The organism is Aeromonas sp. 2HA2, assembly GCF_029237345.1.
Taxonomy (GTDB): Bacteria; Pseudomonadota; Gammaproteobacteria; order Enterobacterales; family Aeromonadaceae; genus Aeromonas; species Aeromonas salmonicida.
On sequence record NZ_JAACGB010000002.1, the window covers coordinates 510,187 to 531,597 of the forward strand.

Genomic DNA, 21,411 nt, shown 5'->3' on the forward strand with positions numbered 1-21,411 from the left:
ATAAAAAAGGGGTGGATATGGCATAAAAATAAAAAAGCGGTTGCTTCCCAAGGCTCGGCTTCGCATTAATAAATAAAGAGGTCAGGTGGTTCGGGCTGGTGAGCTAATTTGCTCACAAGATTGCTTTTTCGCGTCAAATCTCTTATACAGCCCCACAAAACCGCACACCAACCCCGTCGGGTGCAATGAGGATAATAGTTACAGCATGGGCAAATCACTGGTCATAGTGGAGTCTCCGGCCAAGGCCAAGACCATCAATAAATATTTGGGCAAGGACTACGTGGTGAAATCCAGCGTCGGTCATGTTCGCGATCTGCCCACCAGTGGCAGCGCCAGCAACGAGCCCAAAAAACCTGTCATTCGCGGTATAAAGCTGAGCGAATCAGAGAAGGCTGCCAAGGATCGCAATGCCCTGTTCTCACGGATGGGGATAAATCCGACCGCAGGCTGGCAGGCCAACTACCAGATTTTGCCCGGCAAAGAGAAAGTGGTCAGTGAGTTGCAAAGTCTGGCCGCCAAGGCCGACACCATCTATCTCGCAACCGACTTGGATAGAGAGGGAGAAGCCATCGCCTGGCACTTGCGCGAGATCATCGGTGGTGACGACAGCCGCTACAAGCGGGTGGTGTTCAACGAGATCACCAAGACTGCGATTCAGGAAGCATTTGCCCAGCCATCCGAGCTGAACATCCACCGCGTCAATGCCCAGCAGGCCCGTCGTTTCCTCGACCGCGTGGTGGGCTACATGGTTTCCCCCCTGCTCTGGAAGAAACTGGCCCGTGGCCTCTCTGCCGGCCGGGTGCAGTCCGTTGCCGTGCGTCTCATCGTCGATAAAGAGCGCGAGATCAAGGCGTTCGTACCGGTCGAGTTCTGGGATCTCAACGCCGATCTGCTGACCGCTGACAAGGCCGACTTGCGCATGGAAGTGGTCAGCCGCAACGGCGCCGACTTCAAGCCAGTCACCCAGGCCGAGACCTTTGCCGCCGTGGCCGCCTTGGAAGGGGTCGACTACAAGGTGGTGAACCGGGAAGACAAGCCGACCGGCTCCAAGCCGTCCGCTCCCTTCATTACTTCCACCCTGCAACAGGCGGCATCGACCCGTCTGAGCTTCGGGGTGAAGAAGACCATGATGATGGCCCAGCGTCTGTATGAAGCGGGTTACATCACCTATATGCGTACCGACTCCACCAACCTCAGCAAAGAGGCGGTCGAGGCGCTGCGTGAATATATCGGTGAGCAGTATGGCGCAGCCTATCTGCCGGCCGAGCCGAACCTCTATGGTTCCAAGGCCGGTGCCCAGGAGGCTCACGAGGCGATCCGTCCATCCAGCGTGCTGGTCACGGCCGAAATGCTGGAAGGCATGGAGCCGGATGCGATGCGTCTCTATGATCTTATCTGGCGCCAGTTCGTGGCCTGCCAGATGACGCCAGCCCAGTACGACTCCTCCACCCTGACCGTCAAGGCCGGTGAGTTCGAGCTCAAGGCCCGTGGTCGTACCCTGCGTTTCGCCGGTTGGACCAAGGCATTGCCGCCCATGGGGCGCAAGGGCGAAGACAGCCAGCTGCCTGCGGTGACAGTGGGTGAGGTGCTCAAACTGATCAAGCTGGATCCGCGCCAGCACTTCACCAAGCCGCCCGCGCGCTTCACCGAAGCTGCCCTGGTGCGCGAGCTGGAAAAGCGCGGCATTGGCCGTCCTTCCACCTACGCCTCCATCATCTCCACTATCGTGGATCGCGGTTATGTGCGGGTCGAGAGCCGCCGTTTCTTCGCCGAAAAGATGGGTGAAATCGTCACCGACCGTCTGGTGGAGAACTTCGTCGAGCTGATGAACTACGAGTTCACCGCCAAGATGGAAGACAAGCTCGATGGCATCGCCGAAGGCAGCCTGGAGTGGAAGAAGGTGCTGGACGCCTTCTACGAAGAGTTTACCCAGGAGCTGGCAAAAGCGGATCGGGATGCGGAAGAGGGTGGCATGCGTGCCAATCAGATGGTGCTGACCGACATCGACTGCCCGGATTGCGGCCGCAAGATGGGCATTCGTACCGCCACCACCGGCGTCTTCCTCGGTTGCTCCGGTTATGCCCTGCCGCCGAAAGAGCGCTGCAAGAAGACCATCAACCTGGTCTCAGCCGACGAATTTGTCTCTGCCACTGACGGTGATGAGGCCGAAACCGAGGCGCTGCGTGCCAAGCACCGCTGCGGCATCTGTGGCACAGCCATGGACGCCTACATCATCGACGACAGCCGCAAGCTGCATGTCTGTGGTCGCAACCCGGATTGCGACGGTTACGAAATCGAGAAGGGCCAGTTCAAGCTCAAGGGTTATGAAGGCCCCAGCATAGAGTGCGATCGCTGCGGTAGCGAGATGCAGCTCAAGAACGGCCGTTTCGGCAAGTACATGGGCTGTACCAATGAGACTTGCAAGAACACCCGCAAGATCCTGAAAAACGGCGACATAGCGCCGCCGAAGGAAGATCCTGTACCACTGCCCGAGCTCAAGTGCACCCAGTCCGATGCATACTTCGTACTGCGTGACGGGGCGGCGGGCCTGTTCCTGGCCGCCAGCAACTTCCCGAAATCCCGCGAGACTCGTGCACCCCTAGTGGAAGAGCTCAAGCGCTTCAAGGATCGCCTGTCGCCCAAGCATCAGTACCTGGCTGACGCCCCGGCGTCAGATCCTGACGGTAACGCCTCCATCGTTCGCTTCAGTCGCAAGACCAAGGAGCAGTACGTGATGACGGAGGTCAACGGCAAGGCGACGGGCTGGACGGCGCACTACGACAACGGCAAGTGGCAGGAGAGCCTGGCCAAGTCGAAGAAGGCGTGATGGCGCGCAGTTCACACTATGATGAAAGAGGCCCCTTGCTGGGGCCTTTTTGTTGGGAGATGACGGTATACTGAAACGGCTGCAAGGATGGCAGCGCTGTACACGGAGGTTGTGATGGAGATTAACGAGATCCGGCCGGGAATGACCTGCTTGACCCGGGAAGGGACTGCCTATGTGCTGGAAGTGGACAGGCAGAGTCTGCTGGTGTTGCTGCAACGGGAGTATGAAACCATACCCGTGCAGGTGCGCAGCGACGAGATCCTGGCTCCCCTCACACTGTGACTTGAAAGGGAACAAGGAGGCATGACAGCTCTTTGATTCGAAAGGAAACCAAGACAGATAGCCGCGCTGTGGCTCAACAGAACATCATGAGAAACCGCAGCGCTCTGGTTTAACAAAAAATAGCAGCGCTTTAAAAAGGAATGAGGAATAGCAGCTCGGCGAGGTCGGGCTGCCATTGCCACTCCCGCATCTTTACCCTTCCGCCTACCACAGGCACCCCCTCCTGCTGCAATCGCCCCGTCTGTTCCATGAAGCTTGTCGACCCTTTTGGCAGTGAAATGGTGCCGCCTGCGCCCAGCACGCGATGCCAGGGCAGCACCTTGTCCGTTTCCCGTAGCACCTTGCCCACCAGTCGGGCTCGACCGGGCAGCCCAGCCAGATCCGCCACCTGACCATAGCTGACCACCTTGCCGACCGGGATCAGGGCGAGGATCGCCTCGATGCGGGCGACCTTGTTCAGGGTTGCAGGGGCTGGCTCCATTCTCATGGGTCATGACTCTCCAGAAACGACAGAAGCGCCATTGTGGCGCTTCTGTCGTGGGGGTGGCAACCTGTGTCAACCAAAGGTCTGACTGAGCCCCTTGAGCTGCCTGGCGCGCTCCAGCAGCTCCTGACTCGAGTCGTCGACCTCCTGCATCTTCTGGCTATTGGCCTGGGAGTACTGGGATATCTGGTTGATGCTGCGGCTGATCTCCTCCACCACCGCCTGTTGCTGCTCGGCGGCGGCGGCGATCTGGGTGGAGTGCTCAGTGACCAGCTCTATCTCTTCCAGTACGGAATGCAGGCTGCTGGCGCCCTGGCGGGTCATCTCGGCGCATTCGCGGGTCTGTTGCAGGTTCTCCTGCATCATCCCCTTCCAGCGTCCCAGTGTGTGCTGGATCTGCTGTATGCTGCCCTGGATCTGTTCGGTCGCCTTGTGGGTGCGGGTCGACAGGGTACGCACCTCGTCGGCCACCACCGCAAAGCCGCGGCCCTGCTCACCGGCCCGTGCCGCCTCTATGGCGGCGTTGAGGGCCAGCAGGTTGGTCTGATCGGCTATGCCCTGGATCTCGCCCATCACGCTGCCGATCCGCTCCGACTCGCTGGCAAGTTCTACCGCAGAGTTGAACGCCAGTTCAGCCTGTTTGGCGAGCTGCTCGATGCGCTGTTCGGTCTGGCTCAGCTGTTTGTTGGTGTGCTCGCAGCGGCTGCGTGCCTCGTTGACCTGACCGTTGGAGTCCTGAATGTTGTGGGCAATCTCATGAGCCGTGCTGGCCATCTGGGTCATGGCGGCAGCCATCTGCTGGGTCTGTGCATCCTGCTCGTTGATATCGAGACAGGCCTCATGGGACGCCTGTTTCAGGTTGGTGGCCAGGGTCTGCAGGGGATGGGTCGCATCGTTGATCCGGCCCAGCACGGTACGGATGCGGGCCTGCAGCATCTTGATGTGAAAATCGGCGATGGCGCCCGGGCCGTCACCCGAATAAACCAGCCGGGTCAGGCTGTCATATTCGCGGCCGAGCTGCTGCAGGTAGAGGGGCAGGGAGAATATTTCCCGCCAGTAGGCGCCACCGATGAGCAGCAGGGGCAGCAGCATCAGCAGGGCTGTCATGGCGCCCTGGCTGAGAAAGGCCCAGCCGAGCAGGCCGAGCAACAGCAAGCCCAGCACCGGCAGGCGCATGCGGCTGAGGGAGGGAAGGCTGCTGGCCGAGCCCCGCTCAGCCTTCAGCAGGGCCTGATAGGTCTGGCTGGCGACGCGCTTGAGCTGGGGTTCCGGTTTGCAGCGCACTGACTGGTAGCCGCTGATCCTGCCCCCCTCGTAGATGGGGGTCACATAGGCGTCGACCCAGTAGTAACGGCCATCCTTGCAGCGGTTCTTCACCATGCCGCGCCAGGGCTTGCCCTCCTTGAGGCGGGCCCACAGATCGGCAAAGGCGGCCTTGGGCATGTCGGGGTGGCGCACCAGGTTGTGGTTGTGACCGACCAGCTCTTCAACGGGGTAGCCGGCGATGCGGCAGAAGGCGGGGTTGGCGTAGGTGATCACCCCGCGCAGGTCGGTGGTGGAAACCAGTTGTTCGTCGGCAGGAAACTCCACTTCGCTGTCCAGGGTATGGACGTCTCTGCGAGCCATAGGAATACGCTCCGATGTTCTTGTTGATAGTTTTGTCGTTGTTATTGTGGCAGATCCGGGCGTGGTTGCAGGTGATTGCCAGGGCGCACCGAGTCGGCTTCATAGGGGGCTGAATTTTGCCAACAATGGCGGATGAATGGTAGGGGAAAGTTGGTTTTTTGTTGGTGGATGGTAAAAAAAGGCGACCCAAAGGTCGCCAGACAGAAAGATAACACTACCTCTGTGGCACCCGATAACGCACCTGTAGCTGGTCGAGGATCTGCAACTGGCCCGGCAGGCGGGCGGCGAAGTGATCCCACGCCTTGCGGGTGGCGTAGCTCCAGGCCACCTCGGCGGTGGCCAGCATGCGCGGGAACAACATATAGTCGAGACGGTCACGAGAGGTCACCAGTTCCGACCATAAGGGGCTCAGCACCCCCAGGATGTTATCGTTGGCATGGAAATCGGCCGGGGCAGGATCACATCGATAGACCTGCTCCAGATTGAGGGTGCCCGCCCAGTAGAGGCCGGGTTCGTGGGGATCCTGGCTCCAGGCCAGATCCAGATAGAGGTGCTGGGCCGGTGCCATCACAACGGGATAGCCCGCAGCCGCGGCATCCAGCCCTGCCTGGAAGCTGGTCCAGGCGAAGATGGTGGCATCCCGGCTGACCTTGTCGCCGTGCAATATTTCCTCCCAACCCAGCATCTGCTTGCCCTTGCTGGCCAGATACTGTTGGCAGTGGCGCAGCAGGTGGCCCTGCAGCTCGCGGCAATCCTGATACCCCTCTTGTTGCATCAACTGCTGGCAGGCCGGGCTGTGGGTCCAGACCCCGGTCGGTACCTCGTCCCCACCCATGTGTACCAGGGGGCCCGAGAACAGCTCGCACACCTCGTCGATTACCGCTTCCAGAAACGCATAGGTGCCGGGCAGGGCCGGGTTGAGCACGTTGTCGTCGAAATATTGCACCGACAGGTAGCGGGAGCGATCAGCGTCCTCGATCAGTAGCCCGGGCAGCGCCTTGATGGCTGCATGGCAGTGGCCCGGGATATCGATCTCGGGAATGACGGTAATGCCGAGCCCGCTGGCATAAGCCACCAGCTCGCGTACCTCGCTTTGGGTGTAGTAGCCGCCATAGGGCTCGGGGCCGCCACTGAGCTGGGGCCCCACTGGCAGATCGTGGCCGCGCCAGGCGGCGATCTCTGTCAGCTGCGGGAAAGCCTTGATCTCGAGCCGCCACCCCTCGTCATCGGTCAGATGCCAGTGGAAGCGGTTGAACTTGTAGAGGCTCATCAGCTTGAGCAGGCGCTTGAGGCTAGCGACGGGGTGAAAGTGGCGGGCGCAGTCGAGGAAGATGCCGCGAAAGCCAAAGCGCGGCGCGTCGCTGAGCTCGATGCAGGACAGGCTCTCGCCGTGCTGCAGATACCACTGGGCCAGGCTGACGAGGCCATGGCGCCAACCTGCCTCGCCAGCCGCGGCTATGGTCACCCCCTCAGGCGTGATGGTGAGGTGATAGGCTTCGACAGCCAGGGGGGCCTCGATCAGCCGGATCTCGGCGTCGTGATCCTGCGCCAGCGCAAGCCCTGTCAGCTCGTTGAAATGGGCCAGCAGGCCGGTCAGCGACCCGGGCCCGCTGACATGAGCCCGCTCCGCCAGCCGGAAGTTGCCCTCCAGCAGCACCAGCTGATCTGGCTGGGGCACTATGCCGGCGAGGGGCTCGACCTCTGGCAGATCCGGGGCGCCGGGCCCGCTTGGCGGCAGGCCCAGATCTTGTTCCACCAAGGTGACCGGCATCAGCTGGGGGCCCGTGCTCGCCTCGGGCAGGCTCAGGAAGAAGCCCTGCGGCATGTCAGACAATCGCTTGATGGGGGTGTTTCGACAGCAAAAACGCAGCTCGCTTTGCCCCTCGGCCGGGATCAGCACCTTGTAGCTGCCGCTCTGGCGCTCCAGTCTGGCACCTTCGAGGGAGGCGGGATCTATGTGGCGTGCCAGGCAGAAGTGAAGTTTCCAGGGGGCTGCCGGCAACTGGCTCAGGTTGAATCGGAACCAGACGTCCTCGCCATCGCGTCGGTCAACCTGGGTGTGGATCAGGGGTGCAGACATGAAAATTCCTCTGATGGAGTTAAGGGAACAAACAGGGCGATCATCTCCTTGTGGTACTGGTCAACCCGGGGAGGGATCCAAAGTGCAGGCATGGGTATTCCCCGGAGCGGGCAGAGGGGGATCCTGTCCCCGCCGGCGGGCGGATCAAATTGGACAAGGCTCAGCAGTGCAGACATGGGAACGACTCCGACTGGGCAAACAGTATGGCCCCCTCCAGTGCATCGGCCTTGGGGTTGACCAGGTTGAGGTGCGCCAGCCGGGGGGCGAGGCGCATGCCGATGCCGCCGAGCAGGGCAATCTGGCTGGCTCCCAGCTGCTGCATCCCCTCCAGCAGGGTATTCAGCTGGGCGCAGGTCTCGTCAAGCAGCTGGCAGGCAAGCTCGTCGCCGTCGCTGGCGGCATCGAACACCCAGGGGGCGAAGCGGCCGTAGTCGGCGGGAATGGCGCGGGCGGCCCAGCGCACCACTTCGGCCTGATCCCGTTTGAAGTGATCGAGCAAGCGGATGGCGAGCGTACTGGGGGGCAGGATGCCGTCATGGCAGAGCAGGGATTGCTGGATGGCACGCAGCCCCAGCCAGGCACCGCTGCCCAGATCCGAAATGGGAAAACCGCGACCGGAACAGGTGTGCAGCTGACCGTGGCGATAGATGAGCCCGGCCGAGCCGGTGCCGGCGATGAGGATGGCCCCCTCCTGGCCGCCAAAGGCACCGAGGCAGGCACCGAAGGCATCGGAGGTGAGCCTGACGCTGGCAAAGGGAAAGGGCATCTCGAGCATGGCGTGATAGCACTCCGCCAGCTCGGCGGAGGCCAGTGCCAGACCGACCCCCATCCGTTGCTGTGAATCGTTACCTAATCCGGCTTCAACCCTGGCCAGATCGATGGCGGCCAGCACGTTGGTGTGGGCTACCTCTATGCCGAGCTCCAGGTTGGATCCGGCGGCGCGCCCCTCGCCCAAGAGCTTGCCCGCCTTGTCCCGAATGCGGGCGCGGGTGTGAGTTCCGCCGCCATCCACACCGACCCAGTACTCAATCATGCTGTCCTCCCTGTGCGCTCTGCCAGCTGATGGCCAGGGCAAACCAGGCGGAATGTATGGAGGATCCACTGCTCTCCCCCAGTGCTAATGATGTCCGAGCCGCTCTCAATCATGGCGACCTCCCTGCGCGCTCTGCCAAGTGATGGCGAGGGAAAACCAGGCGGAATGTATGGAGGATCCACTGCTCTCCTCCAGTGCTAATGATGTCCGAGCCGCTCTCAATCATGGCGACCTCCCTGCGCGCTCTGCCAAGTGATGGCGAGGGCAAACCAGGCGGCGTGCGGGATCCACTGCTCCCCCCAGCGCCAGTTCTGATCCAGCCGATCCTTGTACTGCTCAGGAATAAATGCGATATCCGCCTCGTCATCGAACCCTGCTGTGATGCCGTTGCAGATGCCGCCGAGGGCATTGGGATAACCGGCTGTGTAGCCCGGGTTGTTGATGCCGTGGCCTGCCAGCATGCAGGCGTTGAACGGATTCTGCCCCAGGATCCAGTCGAGCTGACGCTGGCCGAAGCCGAGCAGTGGCCCGGATTGCTGCGGGAGCTGCTCGGCGGCGGCAAAGGCCATGGCGGCCAGGGAGGCCAGCCGGGCATTCTCCCCCTGCCACCAGTAACCGGATTCGTTGTTATGGGGCATAAAGAAGCTGACGCGAGGCGCTTCATCTACCCCTTTTACAAACTGGCGGGCGAGGGAGAAGGGGTTGCCTGCTTGGGCGCAAAGTGCCAGCTCGGCGGCCAGCGCCTGTTGCACCACGGTTTGCACCTGGGCCTTGTGCCCCAGATCCGGCTCTACGCCTAAATATTCCAGCAGCGCCAGCACCGGCAACCCTGCCTCGGCGGCGTGGTAGTAGGGGCGCGAGCCATCCTCGTTGGCTGACCAGTAGTGACCCAGCTCCGGATGGATGCGCTGGCGGGCGCAGAGTTTGCCGGCTCGGGCTCTTGCCTCGGACAGCCACTCGGAGCCGAACGTGCGGGTCAGCTCCACCGCCGCCAGCAGGGCGCAGTAGTCATCTATGATGTTTTCGACCCCGTCATCGAGATAGGCGAGGTTGTACTCGCACAGGTGCTGGTAGCCGCGTCTGGCCGCTTCGGCGTAGCGGCTGGCATCGAAGTCGCCGCTGACGCTCTCGCGGGCGGCGCGGGCCAGCGCTGCGATGGCCATGCCGCCCCCTTGCCTGAAACCCGCCTGCCAGTTTGCTGATTTGATCCCCTGCTGGGTGGCGTAGGTGCACAGTTCGCGCTGCTCCGGGTCCTTGCTCCACTTGTCGAACAGCGTCATGAAGAAAAAACCCGACTCATCCTGCATCCGGCAGAGAAAATCAGCCCCGTGCAGGGCTTCGTCATTGAGCCGCTTGCACAGGTTCACCCCGTCGATATCGTGGCGCGGGGCCAGCAGTTCCCGGCACTTGAGCAGGGCCCACACCACCATGGGGGTCTGCTGGGGGTTGAGGTAATTGGCGTAGGAGAGGTGGCTCAGGTACTTGCTCATGTCGCCGCTGGCATCGAACCAGCCGCCGTGCACATCTTTGTGCTGATCGGTGCCAAACAGACGGGCGCTGCGATCGGCTCTATCGAAGGCGCCGCTGGCGCGCTGGCCCTTGAAGTAGTGAATGACGTCGGAGAGGCAGCGGCTGGCCAGCAGATCCTGGCCGATGGCAAAACGGGTCGAGCGGACTATGCCTTGGGCGGTGATCGCCTCCAGCCGGTAGTGGCCGGGCTCCTTGAATGCGGAGAAGTCGGCGCTTAGGTAAGCGCGGCCCTGCCAGCCAGGGACCTCACCGGCCGCTTGCAGTTGGGTTTCAAACAGCGTCTGGCCATCGCTTAAGCGTTGCAGCCTGACATAGCCGCCGAGATCATGGGCAGGGTAGGTTTGTAGCAGGGCGACCTTGTGCCCGTCGCACTCGTAACCCACCTGATTGATCAAGAGTTCCATCAAGGTATTGCTCCTGTGGTTCACCCCATTGCGGTGAGGCACATAGCGGGGCCGTGGTGGTCCCGCACCGAGGCATTGCCGGACTGGCTTGTCCGGCCGTTTTAGTGGCGAGTATCACTCGTAGAGATAGCAGCGCACGAAGTGGTTGTCGGCGAGTTTGGTGATGGGGGGCAGCTCATCCTTGCAGCGGGCCATCGCCTGGTTGCAGCGCCCGGCGAAGGGGCAGCCACAGGAGTCCGGTGTCCAGAGCGGTATCTCCCCCTTGCGGCCCCCCTCCAGCGCGGCGTGGATGCTCTTCTCGGGGTCGGGCACTGCCGAGATGAGCAGCTGGGTGTAGGGGTGCTGCGGGTGGTGCAGTATCTCGTCCACCTCGCCCCACTCCACCATGTGACCCACGTACATCACCGCCAAGTCTTCCGCCACATAGCGTGCGGTGGCGATGTCGTGGGTGATGTAGAGCATGGAGACCCCCAGCTCGTTTTTCATCTGCTCCATCAGGTTGAGGATGCCGATGCGAATGGAGACGTCGAGCATGGAGGTGGGTTCGTCCGCCAGCACCACTTCCGCCTCCACCGCTAGGTTGCGGGCTATGTTGACCCGCTGGCGCTGGCCGCCGGAGAGCTGGTGGGGGTACTTGGCCGCCGTGGCCTTGGCCGGGGTCAGTCCCACTTTTTCCAGCAGGGTATAGACCATCTCGGGCAGATCTTTCTTGTCGATCACCTTGCTGTGCAGCAGCAGGGGGCGGGCTATGTGGTGGTAGATGGTGTGGGTCGGGTTGAGCGAACCGAAGGGGTCTTGCCACACCATCTGCACGCTCTGGCGATAGTCGAGCAGGGCCGTGCCCTTGTTGAACTCCTCCAGATCCCGGCCGCGATAGAGGATGCGGCCGCTGGAGAGCTTGTACATCTTGGCGATGATCTTGGCGATGGTGCTCTTGCCGGAGCCCGACTCCCCCACCACCGCCAGGGCGCGGCCCCGGTGCAGGTTGAAGGTGATGTCGGAGAGGGCCCGCATCTTGCCGCTCTTGATGGCATTGGAGTTGACGGGGAAGTCCTTGTAGAGGTGCTGGACTTCGATGATGGGCGCGTCGGTTTGGGCGATTTGCATGACAGACATCCTTAACAGCCAGCGGCCTTGTCCAGATAGAAAACGGGATCCGGTTGCTCATCCTGCGCCTCATAAAGGTGGCAGGCGGTTTGTTGCCCCGGCCGGATCTCGACCAGGCGGGTGTACTCCTGGCGGCAGCGATCGTGCACCTTGCCACAGCGGGCCTGGAAGCGGCAGCCGACCGGCACCTCCAGCAGATTGAGCGGTGTGCCGGGGATCCCTTCCAGCACGGTTTTTGGGCCGTGCAGGGGCGGGAAGGAGTTGCCGAGCCCCTTGGTGTAGGGGTGCAGGGGCGAGGTCAGGATCGCCTTGGAAGGCGCCACCTCGATCAGCTCGCCGGCGTACATGATGCCGATGCGATCGCAGAACTCGACCATGAGCGACAGGTCGTGGGTGATAAACAGAATGGAGAAGTTGAACTGCTCTTTCAGGGCATAGACCTTCTGCAGTATCTCCCGCTGTACCACCACATCGAGCGCCGTGGTCGGCTCATCCATGATCAAAAGCTCGGGGTTGAGCGCCATGGCGATGGCGATCACCAGCCGCTGGCGCATGCCGCCGGAGAACTGGTGCGGATAATCCTTGAGCCGGCTCGGATGGATGTCGACTATCTCCAGCAGCACCTGGGCGCGCTTGATCGCCTCATAACGGGTCATGCCGGGATTGTGGGCCAGCAGCACGTCGCAGAACTGCTCCTCCATGCGCAGCACAGGGTTGAGGGCGTTCATGGCGGACTGGAACACCACTGATACCTGTTGCCAGCGGTAGGAGCGCAGCCGCTCCTCGTTGTAGTGGAGAATGCTCTCCCCCTTGAACAGGATCTCGCCGCCGCTGATGTAGGCGGGCGGCTTGTGCAGTCGGGCCACCGAGAAGGCGACCGTGGACTTGCCGCAGCCCGACTCGCCGGCGAGGCCGAACACCTCCCCCGGGGCTATGTCAAAACTGACCGAGTTGACGGCGCGCACGTCGCCGCTCTCCGTGATGTAGTCGACGCAGAGGTTGCGTACCGACAGCAGGGGTTGCTTGTTCATGCTGTCCTCTCCTGTGGTGCTGAGACGGGCGCGGCAAGTTTTTTCCAGCGATGCAATCCCTTGTGGGAGCGCAGCTGAGGGTTGGCTATCTCGTCGATGGCGAAGTTGAGCAGGGCCAGGCCCGCGCCCAGGGTGGCGATGGCGAAGCAGGGGGCCAGGATCTCCCACCAGGCACCCACCAGGATGGCACTGGAGGTCTGGGCGTTGTAGAGCATGATGCCCCAGCTGACCACGGTCGGATCGCCGAGCCCCAGGAACTCCAGGGTCGCCTCGGTGACGATGGCGTAGATGATGGAGCCGATGAAGCTCACCCCTATGATGGAGATGAGGTTGGGCAGTATCTCCACCAGAATGATGCGCCAGGCCGGCTCCCCCAGCACTTCGGCGGCGATGACGAACTCTTTTTCCCGCAGGGCCAGGGTCTGGGCCCGTATGACGCGCGCGCCGTAGGCCCAGGAGGTAAAGCCTATGATGAGCGCGATCACCGTCGGTGACGCCTCCCCGATGAAGCTCGCGAGCACCAGCAGAAGGGGGAGGTTGGGGATCACCAGCACCACGTTCATCAGGAAGGTAAGGCACTCGTCGATCACGCCGCCAAAGTAGCCAGCCGTGATGCCGACCGTGATGGCGAGGGCGCACACCAGTATGCCGGCTCCGAAGCCCACCATCAGGGAGATGCGGGCACCGTTGGCAAACTGGGACCAGATATCGTGGCCCATGCGGGTGGTGCCCATCACGTATTCGGCGCTGGGGGGCTGGTGCGGACGGGAGACTCGCTTGGTCGGTTCATTGCTGGCCAGCAGAGGGGCGAACAATGCCATCAGCACGAAGCTGACCACGATGAAGAGGCCGAAGGCTGCTTTCTTGTTGCCCAGCAGGATTTTCAAAATAGTCGGCATACGCATCTTATTTGCCTCCTGTACGCAGACGGGGATCCAGGAAGACGTAGAGCACGTCGGCCAGGAAGTTGAAGCTGAGCATTGTGATGGTCATGATGAGCAGCTGCCCCTGAATGAGGGGGTAGTCGCGGGCCAGAATGCCTTGATAGAGGGTCAGACCCAGCCCAGGGTAGTTGAAGATCACCTCAGTGATGAGGGAGCCGCCGATGACGAAACCGAGCGCCATGGAGAGCGCGGTGACGCTCGGCAGTATGGCGTTGCGGGCACCGTAGTTGAAAATGACCCGGTTGCGGGAGAGCCCCTTGGCCTTGGCCATGGTGATGTAATCCTCCCCCAGCAGGTTGATCATGTTGTTGCGCATTGTGATGAGGAAGCCCCCCACCTGCACCATGGCCAGGGTGGCGACCGGCATGATGGCGTGGGTCATGATGCTCTTGATGTGCTCCCAGCCAAAGTCGGCTTTTATCTCCGGGCTGTAGGCATAGCCGATGGGCAACCACTCCAGACTGACCCCGAACAGGAAGAGGGCGAGCAGGGAGATGACCACGGGCGGAATGGCCTGCATCACCAGGGTGAGCGGGGAGAGGATGCTGTCCATGGCGCCTCCCCGATACCAGGCGGCGAAGATACCGACTATGGATCCGACGGAGAAGCTCAGTATGGTGGAGGTACCCACCAGGAACAGGGTCCAGCCGATGGCGCGTCCGAGTACGTCGGCCACGGGTTGGGGGTAGTAGCGCACCGAGGTGCCGAGATCCCAGGTGAAGACACTCTTCACATAGGTGAGAAATTGGGTGCTGATGGGGCCGTCCACGAAACCGAAGGTGGCCTTGAGGGCCTCCAGCGCGGCGGGTTCCATCATGGCGCCGGCCCGGGCAAACATGACGGAGACAGGATCCCCCGGCATGGCTCTGGGTAGCAGGAAGTTGATGGTGGCGGCCACCAGAAAGGCGACCAGATAGAAGGAGAAACGTCTCAGTATAAATCCCATGGTGAACCCTTTTACTGCAAGCCTGCCCCGCGCCGGGCAAAGCTCCCCCAACCCCGAACAATCAGGGGGATGGAAGACATGGCGGGGAGAATGGCCCCCCGCAGGGGGCCGGGGTGGTTAGCTGTTTGGCTTGAGTGACAACACGTGCAGCAGACGTTCCGGGGTGTCCGGGTGAACCTGCGGCTTGGCGACCGGGTTGTCGGCACTGAACCAGCCATTGAAGCGCTTGGTGCTGTATTCGTACCAGGTCGGGTTGTTGAATACCGGGATTATGGTCTGGTTGGCACCGACCTTGTCCTGGATCTCGAACATGATGGCCTTCTGCTTGGCCGCATCGTCTGTCTGGGTGAAGTCATCGATCAGCTGGTCGAGGGCCGGGTCCTTGTAACGGGGCGCCGCAAAGCGGTTGCCACGCTCACCCATGTTGCGGGAGTGGAAGGCGGTCTCGAAGTACTTGTGCGGGTTGGCACCGGCAAAGTAACCCTGCAGGGCGACGTCGAAGTCACCTGTGATCAGGTTTTCGGTCCAGACGGTGGCTTCCGGGGTGGCGGTCTTGGCGTTCAGACCCAGGGCCTGCAAGCCTTCGACCCCGATCTGGGCGGTATTGACCCAGTCGGTCCAGCCGTTCGGTACCAGCACCTTGAACTCGATCTTCTTGCAGCTCGGGGTGTCGAGGAACTTGTCGCCGTCACAGTCCTTGTAGCCCGCCTCTTTCAGCATGGCCTTGGCGCCTTCCAAGTCGAACTTGTTGAATTTGCCGTACTTCTTGTCGACTTCCGGGTTGTTCCAGGAGTCGAAGGCTTTACCGAGCCCTGAGGGGTACTCGTTGACGGTCGGGTAGCCGTAACCGGCGATATCCACCATGGCCTGACGGTCCATCGCCATGGAGAAGGCGCGGCGGAAAGTGATGTCGTTGAAGGCTTCGTGGTTGCCCGGGTTCTTGGTCTGGAAGTTGACGTTGAACGCGACTGTGCCGGAGGCCGGGAACCAGTACTTGTTGTTTTTCGGATCGTTGCCAACGTAGAGGCGCTCTATGTCCGGTACGAAGGAGCCGAACCAGTCAACGTCACCCTTCATCACGGCGGCCAGCACCTGGTCGTTGGTGGCCATCTGCGGCATGCGCAGGCAGTCGATGGCGAGGTTGGCGTTGTCCCAGTAGTGCGGGTTGCGGCACTGGGTGTAGAGCTGGGCGGAGAAGTTGTCCACCTCGGTGAAGGGACCGGTACCGACCGGCTTGTCGTTGGTAAAGGCGACCGGATCCTTCACTGACTTCCACTGGTGCTCGGGGACTATGGGCACCAGCACCAGGTCATTCACCACGTTGGTGTTGACGTCGGTCAGGTCGAACTTGATCTTGTAGGGACCTAGTTTCTCTATGTTCTTGATCTGGGTCCAGATAGAGCGCTCATCCAGCGCCTTGTTGGCTTTCACCAGATTGAAGGAGAAGAGGATGTCATCCGCATCAAAACCTTCCCCGTCGGACCACTTGACCCCTTCACGCAGATCGAAGGTGACGGATTTCAAGTCATCGCTGAACGCATAGTGAGTGGCCAGACGATAGACGGGTTTGCCACCCTGCATATCGTTGAAGATCACCAGAGGTTCATAGATGAAGTGACGAGTGGTATGGAGCAAACCCGCTTGCAGGAAGGGGTTGAAGTTTTTGACCCAGGCGGTCTCCTGTTGTGCGACCAGAGTCAGCACAGTCTTGTTTTCAGCAGCCATGACATTACCGGCGGCCCCGGCAAGCATCATGGTTCCCAGCATTACAGCAGTAGAGATTTTGGATACTTTGGCAAGCATATTATGTCCTTTCTTATTTTTTGGCATTCCCGAGGGTTCGCCTTGTTTTGTGTGAGCACCGACTTCGCATGCTGGGGAGGTCGGCCCTCTGTGTTGGTCAGGTGTCTAACCTTTGTCGTTCTGTTTTCCAACGTCCCTAGCAAAGCAGAGTTAACAGGAAAACAACAACTGTTCCGTTCGTCGATATCGTAAAAATCACAGCCCCGACGTCAATATCGTCGAAATGGTTTTTAACCCATTTTAAATCATGAAGTTATGTTATTTGCTTTGACGTAATAAGTCCCTGTCTGCAGGCCATTCATGACAATTGTGTGAATTGGATCGGCTCTTGTTTTGACGCGTTTTACCCGCTTAATTCTGCACAAAAAAAAACCGCCCTGGCAAGTGTGAGCCAGGGCGCAGTTCGGGGGGATCAGGATTTGCGGTTGGCGAGTTGACGTAGGGTCTGGGCGCTGTGGTGCAACTGCTGGCGCAGGGGATCGCTCAGCGGACTGTGGGCGAGCACATACTCGGCGGTGGCGACGACCGTCTTCCAGCGCGGTGCCTTGGGCAGAGTATCCAGGCTCAGGTATTTATCGAGGGTACGGGTCTGGGGGCTGGATCTGTCCATGTAGACGCGCCACAGCTTGCTCTTCTCCGCCAGCACTATCTTGCCCTTGCCGGTGCTCTGCTGCCAGGCATCCAGGGTGAGGCGCATGGTATCCACCAGAGCTCGGCGCAGGGGTTCGTCATCCTGTTGGCGAATGAGATCGTCGGCCAGTGAACGGAATTCTCCCCCCAGCCGGCTCAGTTCACCCAGCAGCTGACCGTCCTCTATGATGGCTTGACGCGACAGGCTCTTGAGGGCGTTTTCCAGAGCCATCACCCGGTTCTCGTCCTGGCGCAGTTCAGTGCTGAGGGTGAGGGCGAAGGCGGCCTGCCCCCCCAGGCTGATGGAGAGGGCGCGGGCATTGAGCTCGTCCTGCTGGCCTGCCACCAGAAACGCCAGTCGCTGCTCCTGCTGCGCCTTCAGGTCGGGCCACTGGGTTGCCAGCGGGAGGGCCAGCCAGTCGTCCAGCGGTTGCCCCTCCATGGCTTCCGGCTCCTGACCCAGCAAGCGGGCCAGCACCCGGGAGGCAAACAGCACAGTGCCCTGCTCATCGATGAAGACAATGGGATCGGCTCCTTCCCCGAGCAGCGCCAGCAGCCGCTCCTGATCCTGATGCAGTTGCTCCTGCAGGGTGAGGCGATGTTCTATCTCCTGCTTGAGCAGGCGGTTCTCCACCAGGGAGGCGCGGCCCGCACTCGCTTCCAGCAGGGCCCTGACCCGGGCAAACAGCTCCTCCTTGCAGAAAGGTTTGACCAGGTAATCGTTGGCCCCGGCGTTGAATCCCTCTTCTATATCCTTTGGCTGGTTGAGGGCGGTGAGCAGCAGCACCGGCAGCTTGTCTTTCGGGTGCTGCTCGCGCAGGCGGCGGCAGACGTCAAAACCCGAGAGGGTCGGCATCATGACATCCAGCAGTATGAGATCGACCGGCTCCTGGGCCAGCTTGGCCAGGGCGTCGTGGCCATCGCTGCTGGGCAGTATGCGATAACCGCAGGGTTGCAGCAGATGGCGCAGGATATGCAGATTGATGGGCTCGTCATCCACCACCAGTATGAGAGGCGCATCATGGGGCGGAGGCGGCAGATCATCGCTCTCCCAGTCCGGCAAGATAAGCGGCTGCTGGCGCACCAGCTGATGTTCAATCTGGCGGCTGTCCAGGGTCAGGTTGCCCGCCTTGCCGCTGGCCAGCGGCAGGGTGAAGGCGAAGGTGGAGCCGACGCTCGGCTCGCTCTCCACGAAGAGCTCGCCTCCCATCAGGTGTACCAGCTGGCGGGTAATGGAGAGGCCGAGACCGGCACCCTGCTTGCTCACCTCGGGGCTCATCTGCACCAGTGGCTCGAAGATGTGCTCCAGATGGTCTTTGGCAATCCCGATGCCGGTGTCGGTCACCTTGATGCGCAGGAAGTTGCCCTCCACCAGGGCGCTGAGTACCACCTTGCCCTGGGGCGTGTACTTGATGGCGTTGCCCACCAGGTTGTAGAGCACCTGTTCGAGGCGCTGCTCGTCGGCCAGTACCGGCGGCAGTTCGGCCGGGCTTATGTCCACCAGAGTGAGGGGCTTTGCCTGCACCAGGTGCTGACAGAGATCCAGCACCAGCCGTATGACCCCCTTGGAGGCGACGGGCTGGGAATGGATCTCCAGCTGGCCGTAGCGCATCTGATGGTAGTCGAGCAGGTCGTCCACCAGCCGGGCCAGACCGTCGGCGCTCTTGATGATGAGGCCGAGCTGATTTTGCTGCCCCTCGGTCAAGTCCTGCTGGCTGGCGAGCATGGACTCCGCCATCCCCTTGATGCCATGGATGGGAGTGCGCAGCTCGTGGGAGGTGTTGGCCAGCAGCTCATCTTTGAGCTTGTCCGCCTGTTGCAGACTGAGGTTCTGCTTGTGGGTCAGTTTGACCTGCTGTTGCAGCTCCTGGGTCTGGCGCTCGATAAGCTCTATCTTGTCTTTCACCGAGCGCTGCATGTGGCGAAACGCCTGAGCCAGCCTGTCTATGTCATCGTCGGTACGAGGGATAGTGATGGGGTGATCCAGGGCGCCATCGGCCACCTGCTCGGCGGCGGCGGTGAGGGATCGCAACGGGGCCGTGATGGAGTGGGAGAGCCAGCGGGAAAACAGGATCAGCAGCAGCAAGGATCCGGCTCCCAGCAGGATCACCAGCGTCTCCAGCTGACGGATGGGGCGATAGGCCTCGCTGGTGGAGATCTCGGCGATGAAGGCCCACTCGGTGTCGAACACCTTCACCTGGGTATAGGCGGCCAGCACATCGTCATCGTGATAGGAACGAAACAGCCCGACTCCCTGTTCACCGGATAGGGCCTTGACCACCAATGGGGTCTGCAAGGGCCTGAAATTGGGGCTGAAGCTGTTCTCGACACTGAATTCCGGCGCCAGCCAGGCATTGGCACGCATCCGCTTGTCCGGCCCTATGAGGATGGTCTCGCCAGTTTCTCCCAGCCCCTCCCGCTCTGCCATGATCTGGTTGAGCTTGTCCGGCAGCAGTTCGAAGATCACCACGCCGCGCACATAGTCGTACTGCATGACGGGGGCGGCCATGTAGGCGACCACCTGGCCGGTCAGCTCGTTGCGGCCAAAGTCGGTGAATTCGAAGATCTGCTGTGGTTTCTGACCGCCGTCGAGGCGGCGCTTGATCTTGGCGAAGGTGCTGCCAAGGCCGCTGGCCTGATAGGGGCCGGAGAGCAGGTTGGTGGCAAAGTTGGGGCGCTTGGTGACTGAATAGACAACGTCGCCGTTGAGATCGATGAGGAAGATGTCGCTGTAATTGGATTTGCGCACCATGTCGGCATAGCCGCGATGAAAGCGCTGGTGCACCCGGCCATACATCTCGTCTGCCAGGATCAGGGCACTGATGGCCGGTTCGATCTCGACTTTGGGCTCGGGTTTTTGCAGCTTGTCCCAGGAGCCGGGAACGTAGCGTGCCTGGGCGCGTGCGCGTGCCTCCTGCGGCGTGGTGCCGAGCTTCTCGAACGCACCGGTAAAGCCGTAGAAGCGACCTATACTGTTGCCGGCAAAATCCTGCTGGGAGAAGTTGATGATCTGTTCTTTGAGGTTGCCGAAGTAATCCTCCAGCTGGCTCTTCTTGATGTTGCGAACGGAAACCAGGTGGTTGGAAGTCTGGGTGGTGAGATCTTTGCCATGGCTGTAGAGGAAGAACAGGGTAACGACCAGGAAGGGCACCAGACCCAACATGAAAAAAGCCAGCATTAGCTGCGGCCTGAGCCCACGAGGCTTGAAGATCCATTTCATCGTGTGATTTTCAATTGAGAATCCAGTTACTAAGCGGCACAAGTCTCTGACTAAAGACTAATCATTTCAATGACTTTATCTTAAATTCGCCTGTGGGGTCACAGCCTGATGTGGTTTTTTTGGTCAAGCCGTCTAAACCCTGAGCAAACAGTACGGGCAAGGGCTAAAAGTGCGAAAAAAGGGTTGTGCCCGCGCTCGGGGTACGTATAATGCGCCTCGTTGTCAGGTAACTGGCACACGGCAGTAAGGCGGGAATAGCTCAGTTGGTAGAGCACGACCTTGCCAAGGTCGGGGTCGCGAGTTCGAGTCTCGTTTCCCGCTCCAATTTCTCATAGCACCAACTATGGGTATCACTTTCAAGGCAACAGCCTTGTCAGCATGGCGCGTTAGCAAAGCGGTTATGCAGCGGATTGCAAATCCGTTTAGTCCGGTTCGACTCCGGAACGTGCCTCCATATCCTTCCAGTTCAATATCATTCCAGCGATAAATATCACACACCACAGGTGTGCTTTTCTGTTTCTCAATATCCCTGCTGAGTCAGTAACTGTTCACAGCCCTGCTGTTGCCACTCCCGTTCCAGATAGCGATTGACCTCCACCAGATCCTGCCCCCGGAATTGAAATTGCACTGCGGCCGAATGTTCGGTCAGATCCGCCATCTTCTGTTTCAGCAGGCCGCACTGCCACAGGCTGACGGTGGGCACGCCCTGATAGGCCAGGGTGATGCTGTCGCCTTGATTGAGTTGCCAATCCTGCCATTCCGACCAGAGCAAGAGGCCCAGTACCCCCAAGACCGCCATTTCCGCAGGTTTCATCGCATAAACTCCCTCCTGACTGCCAACCCATTAAATCTGGTCGACGCACATCCCTTTGCCAGTTTTTGTTACCTGTAAGTTAATTAATGTAATTGGATTTCATTATATGGCTTTTTGTGGATTTTTTTGCGAAAAAATGGCGTTATTGGTGTAGTAATCCTACAGTTTGTGGAGTAATCTTTGCTCAGTGGTCTTACCAGTAAGGAGTGCTATCATGTTTCATCCCTTTTCTCTGACTCAGATAATTCTTCGTCGTATCTATGCGCTGCTGGTGGGTATTCTGGCCTTCCCCGTTATGCTGTTTCGCAGCGATCGTGCCCGCTTCTACAGCTACTTGCATCGTATCTGGAGCAAAACCAGCACCAAGCCGGTATGGCTCAAGATGAGCGAGCGTGGTGAGCGGATCTTCTACTAGACCCCATTCATCTTAAAAAAGAGAGCTTCGGCTCTCTTTTTTATTGTGCTCCAGAAATAGTAGTGGTTCCCCTCCTGCCGAACATCTCCTATTGCTCCTTTCTGATGGACTGACCGGTGCCACAAGCGGGAGCTGATCTTTGGACTGCCGGGACCTAGCGGGCGAAAGTGCTTTTCTTGTGACTGGCCAGCTTAAAAAATATGTTTTATTAAACAATTTGTTAGATGAAAACTCC

The 21,411-nt window shown here is 60.4% G+C and carries 15 protein-coding genes and 2 tRNA genes; 5 read left to right on the top strand and 12 right to left on the bottom strand.

Going from position 1 to position 21,411, the window contains the following annotated elements; translation table 11 throughout:
* Positions 1-205: 205 nt before the first annotated feature.
* Together topA and GWQ29_RS05765 are read left to right on the top strand one after the other, a co-directional pair.
* On the top strand, positions 206-2,827 hold the full coding sequence (topA, locus tag GWQ29_RS05760) for a type I DNA topoisomerase (RefSeq protein ID WP_275918952.1): 2,622 nt from the start codon (positions 206-208) through the stop codon (positions 2,825-2,827).
* A gap of 114 nt (positions 2,828-2,941) precedes the next feature.
* The gene (locus tag GWQ29_RS05765) at positions 2,942-3,109 is read left to right on the top strand and encodes a hypothetical protein (RefSeq protein ID WP_005312189.1); all 168 of its coding nucleotides are present in this window, start codon (positions 2,942-2,944) and stop codon (positions 3,107-3,109) included.
* A gap of 130 nt (positions 3,110-3,239) precedes the next feature.
* Here GWQ29_RS05765 and GWQ29_RS05770 read toward each other — a convergent pair whose 3' ends face one another.
* From GWQ29_RS05770 to GWQ29_RS05820, 11 genes are all read right to left on the bottom strand, one after another.
* Positions 3,240-3,596, bottom strand: coding sequence for an MGMT family protein (locus GWQ29_RS05770; RefSeq protein ID WP_275918953.1), 357 nt, complete (start codon positions 3,594-3,596; stop codon positions 3,240-3,242).
* A gap of 69 nt (positions 3,597-3,665) precedes the next feature.
* On the bottom strand, positions 3,666-5,219 hold the full coding sequence (locus GWQ29_RS05775; protein WP_275918954.1) for a PAS domain-containing methyl-accepting chemotaxis protein: 1,554 nt from the start codon (positions 5,217-5,219) through the stop codon (positions 3,666-3,668).
* A 214-nt stretch (positions 5,220-5,433) separates the two neighbouring features.
* Positions 5,434-7,299, bottom strand: a complete 1,866-nt coding sequence (locus tag GWQ29_RS05780; RefSeq protein WP_275918955.1) for a beta-N-acetylhexosaminidase — start codon at positions 7,297-7,299, stop codon at positions 5,434-5,436.
* Positions 7,300-7,459: 160 nt separating this feature from the next.
* A complete protein-coding gene (locus tag GWQ29_RS05785; RefSeq protein WP_275918956.1) occupies positions 7,460-8,332 on the bottom strand; it encodes a BadF/BadG/BcrA/BcrD ATPase family protein in 873 nt (290 codons plus the stop codon).
* A 218-nt stretch (positions 8,333-8,550) separates the two neighbouring features.
* Entirely contained in the window at positions 8,551-10,266 is a 1,716-nt protein-coding gene (locus GWQ29_RS05790; RefSeq protein WP_275918957.1) for a glycoside hydrolase family 9 protein, read from the bottom strand.
* A 114-nt stretch (positions 10,267-10,380) separates the two neighbouring features.
* Positions 10,381-11,373 carry an ABC transporter ATP-binding protein gene (locus tag GWQ29_RS05795; RefSeq protein WP_021139062.1) on the bottom strand — a complete coding sequence of 331 codons (993 nt, stop codon included), beginning with the start codon at positions 11,371-11,373 and terminating at the stop codon, positions 10,381-10,383.
* A gap of 11 nt (positions 11,374-11,384) precedes the next feature.
* A complete protein-coding gene (locus GWQ29_RS05800; RefSeq protein WP_275918958.1) occupies positions 11,385-12,404 on the bottom strand; it encodes an ABC transporter ATP-binding protein in 1,020 nt (339 codons plus the stop codon).
* Entirely contained in the window at positions 12,401-13,309 is a 909-nt protein-coding gene (locus tag GWQ29_RS05805) for an ABC transporter permease (RefSeq protein ID WP_159165803.1), read from the bottom strand. Before GWQ29_RS05805 ends, GWQ29_RS05800 begins: the two co-directional genes overlap by 4 nt.
* A 1-nt stretch (position 13,310) precedes the next feature.
* A complete protein-coding gene (locus GWQ29_RS05810; protein ID WP_058393444.1) occupies positions 13,311-14,294 on the bottom strand; it encodes an ABC transporter permease in 984 nt (327 codons plus the stop codon).
* 117 nt (positions 14,295-14,411) lie between these two features.
* Entirely contained in the window at positions 14,412-16,097 is a 1,686-nt protein-coding gene (locus GWQ29_RS05815; RefSeq protein WP_275918959.1) for an ABC transporter substrate-binding protein, read from the bottom strand.
* A 412-nt stretch (positions 16,098-16,509) separates the two neighbouring features.
* Positions 16,510-19,947: an ATP-binding protein gene (locus tag GWQ29_RS05820; protein WP_275918960.1), complete on the bottom strand. Its 3,438-nt coding sequence runs from the start codon at positions 19,945-19,947 to the stop codon at positions 16,510-16,512.
* A 248-nt stretch (positions 19,948-20,195) separates the two neighbouring features.
* On the opposite strand from GWQ29_RS05820, the gene GWQ29_RS05825 reads away from it, so the two are divergent.
* Both GWQ29_RS05825 and GWQ29_RS05830 read left to right on the top strand, forming a co-directional pair.
* Positions 20,196-20,271: transfer RNA gene (locus GWQ29_RS05825), tRNA-Gly, on the top strand.
* Between the two features lie 56 nt (positions 20,272-20,327).
* A tRNA-Cys gene (locus tag GWQ29_RS05830) sits at positions 20,328-20,401 on the top strand.
* Between the two features lie 66 nt (positions 20,402-20,467).
* Here GWQ29_RS05830 and GWQ29_RS05835 read toward each other — a convergent pair.
* Positions 20,468-20,761: a hypothetical protein gene (locus GWQ29_RS05835; RefSeq protein WP_159165807.1), complete on the bottom strand. Its 294-nt coding sequence runs from the start codon at positions 20,759-20,761 to the stop codon at positions 20,468-20,470.
* A 214-nt stretch (positions 20,762-20,975) separates the two neighbouring features.
* On the opposite strand from GWQ29_RS05835, the gene GWQ29_RS05840 reads away from it, so the two are divergent.
* Positions 20,976-21,176: a YbfA family protein gene (locus GWQ29_RS05840; protein ID WP_021139055.1), complete on the top strand. Its 201-nt coding sequence runs from the start codon at positions 20,976-20,978 to the stop codon at positions 21,174-21,176.
* Positions 21,177-21,411 lie beyond the last annotated feature (235 nt).